The sequence below is a fragment of the Trebonia sp. genome, assembly GCF_049794275.1.
Classification (GTDB): domain Bacteria; phylum Actinomycetota; class Actinomycetes; order Streptosporangiales; family Streptosporangiaceae; genus Trebonia.
Genome location: NZ_JBARCR010001037.1, coordinates 1 through 2,355, shown reverse-complemented (window position 1 = coordinate 2,355; position 2,355 = coordinate 1). Strand labels below are relative to the sequence as shown.

4 protein-coding genes are annotated in these 2,355 nt (G+C 70.4%); 1 reads left to right on the top strand and 3 read right to left on the bottom strand.

Going from position 1 to position 2,355, the window contains the following annotated elements:
• From WA805_RS25995 to WA805_RS25985, 3 genes are all read right to left on the bottom strand, one after another.
• On the bottom strand, positions 1–284 hold a 284-nt coding region (locus tag WA805_RS25995; protein ID WP_425243665.1), incomplete at its 3' end, for a hypothetical protein.
• A 67-nt stretch (positions 285–351) separates the two neighbouring features.
• The gene (locus WA805_RS25990; RefSeq protein WP_425243664.1) at positions 352–579 is read right to left on the bottom strand and encodes a hypothetical protein; all 228 of its coding nucleotides are present in this window, start codon (positions 577–579) and stop codon (positions 352–354) included.
• A 2-nt stretch (positions 580–581) separates the two neighbouring features.
• Entirely contained in the window at positions 582–1,505 is a 924-nt protein-coding gene (locus WA805_RS25985; protein ID WP_425243663.1) for a hypothetical protein, read from the bottom strand.
• Positions 1,506–1,550: 45 nt separating this feature from the next.
• On the opposite strand from WA805_RS25985, the gene WA805_RS25980 reads away from it, so the two are divergent.
• A complete protein-coding gene (locus WA805_RS25980; RefSeq protein WP_424561253.1) occupies positions 1,551–2,138 on the top strand; it encodes a helix-turn-helix domain-containing protein in 588 nt (195 codons plus the stop codon).
• The last annotated feature ends 217 nt before the right edge of the window (positions 2,139–2,355 follow it).

Below are 2,355 nucleotides of genomic sequence, written 5' to 3'. Positions count from 1 at the left end.
TGCGACATCGCCGCATTCTCCATGTCGACGACGGCGGGATCCTCAGCAGGGTTCGACACCTTGAGCACGTAGCGGCCATCGAGAAGGACGTTCGCGTCACGCTCTGAGGACAGCTGCCGGACTGTGTCGACGCGCAGCCCCCAGACGTCCTCCACCAGGGAGGCGACCCGGTCCGTGCGCATGACGGGGGCGGGCGTGCCGAGGACGTCGCCGGAGACGACCGGTTCGCTGCCGGGCCGGTCGGAGGCATGCGGCCGGTCTGGCGCATCGGGCAGGTCGGTCACACGGCTCTCCAGGTCGGGAAGGACTCGGGCTGAGGACGACGGATAGGTCCGGGCTTGCGTCCGAAGGTTAGCGGCTGTGCAGGTAGTCGCTGAGAAGAGGGAGGCCGGCGGCGAGGACGCCGGGGTTGGGCGCGTAGCCGATGCGCAGGTAGCCCTCCTGCGCGATGAGGACGTTGCCGGTGCCCTGCCGCTCGTAGAGGGCGGCGACGGCCGAGCGGAGGCGGTCAGTGCCCTCGATAGAGCGGGTCTCGTACTCGTTCATCCACTGCTCGACGCCCAACGGTGCGATCTTCACGATCAGGTCTCGAGGATCTGCAAGGCGGCCAGGGCGACGGCGGCGTCTTCGATGCCGAGGCCGACGCTGCGGAAGAACACCGGTCTGGCGCCGGTCGGCGCAGGGGCAGCCCCGGCCAGCAGGCCGGCGAGGTCGCCGCGGATGTCGGTGAGGGTGAAGCCGTGCTCGGCGGCGGCCAGGCGCATCTCGCCGCCGGCGGCGAATGCGGCCGGGGCGTAGTCGGCGTAGACGTCAAGATTGCCGAGCACAGCGGGGTCGATCTCGTGCGCCATCGGGGCGTTGGTCGACACCGACGTAATCAGGGACCCGGGCGCGAGGCGGCGTGCGTCAACGACAGGAGCGGCGGCAGACGTGCACAGCAGGACGACATCGGCGCCGTCTGCGGCCTCGTCGGCCGAGGCGGCCAGGTGCACGTCCCCGCCCAGGCCGTCGAGGTCGGCTTCCGTTGCGGTCCGCGACCACATCCGGACCTCGGTGAAGCGGCGCACGACGCGGGCGTGGCGCAGATGAGCCCGGCCCACCGGCCCCAGACCGATCACGGCAAGGCGGTGCGCGTCGGGCCGGGCGAGCAGGTCGACCGCGAGCGCCGTCGTCGCAGCGGTGCGCTCGGTCGTCAGACGGGCCGAGTCGGCCAGGAGCAGCGGCTGCCCCGTGCGGGTCGACAGCAGCAGCGTCCAGGCCGTGACGACGGCCTTGCCCGCGGGCTGAGGGAGGTAGGGCGATACCTTCACGGCGTACACGCCTGCGTCAGCCAGCACCGCCTGGTAGGCGATCACGTCACCGCCATCAGGGAGATCGGTCACAACCTGCCGGGGCTGGACGGCGCGACCCGCCGCGAGCTGCTCGAAGGCCTGCCGCACGGCCGCCTGAACGGTTGCTTCGGCCGGCGCAGGACCGTCATCACGCAGTATCGTTATACTGCTCATGATGAGCAATATAATGCGCAATCTGTCACCGGGCAACGAGGTGACGTGACAGAAAAGCTCGCGGAAAGCGGACCGACCGCCGAGTTCATCGCCCGGGTCGGTGCCGAGGTACGCCGGCGAAGAACGGGCCGCCGTCTTACCGTTCAACGGCTCGCCGACGCCGCCGGGGTCAGCCGGCGGATGCTCACCCTGATCGAGCAGGGTCAGGCCAACCCCAGCCTCGTCACCGTCGACAGGGTCGCCAGGGCGCTGGGCACCGACTTCGCCTCATTGACCCGCGACACCCAGCCGGATCCCGTCGCGGTCAACGAACCAGGCTCTGCCGCTGGCGTGTGGTCCTCCGCCGCGGGCAGCCGCGCCGCACTCCAGGTTGCGACACAGCGGCGGCCATCGGCCGAGCTCTGGGAGTGGGTGCTCCAGCCGGGCGACCGCTACGACGCCCAGCCCGACGCCGCCGGGTCGGAGGAGCTGTTCCTGGTCCTTAACGGTGCCCTCACCCTCGAGGTCGAGGGGCTCGAACCCGTCACCGTGACGGCCGGGGGCTCGGCTCGCCTGGCCAGCGACCGCAGCTATGCGTACGCCAATCACGGCCGCGAGCCAGCCCGCTACGTCCGCGTGGTCCGCCTCGGCTGACGCACGCTGTCTTTCGGGGGCTGGTGCGGTGCGAGTAGCCGATTTATGGTGGCAGTCGGGTGACGAGGCAAAGGAGGGGTCAATGAAGACCAGGGCCGCGGTCTTGCGCGGGGCAGGCCAGGATTTCGAGATCGCCGAGTTGGACCTGGATCCGCCGAAGGCGGGCGAGGTCCTCATCCGCTATGTGGCTGCCGGGCTTTGCCACTCCGATGAGCAC

Bases quoted from the DNA above. Each gene is read 5' to 3' on its own strand.
- WA805_RS25985 (WP_425243663.1), bottom strand. From the start codon at position 1,505: ATGAGCAGTATAACGATACTGCGTGATGACGGTCCTGCGCCGGCCGAA.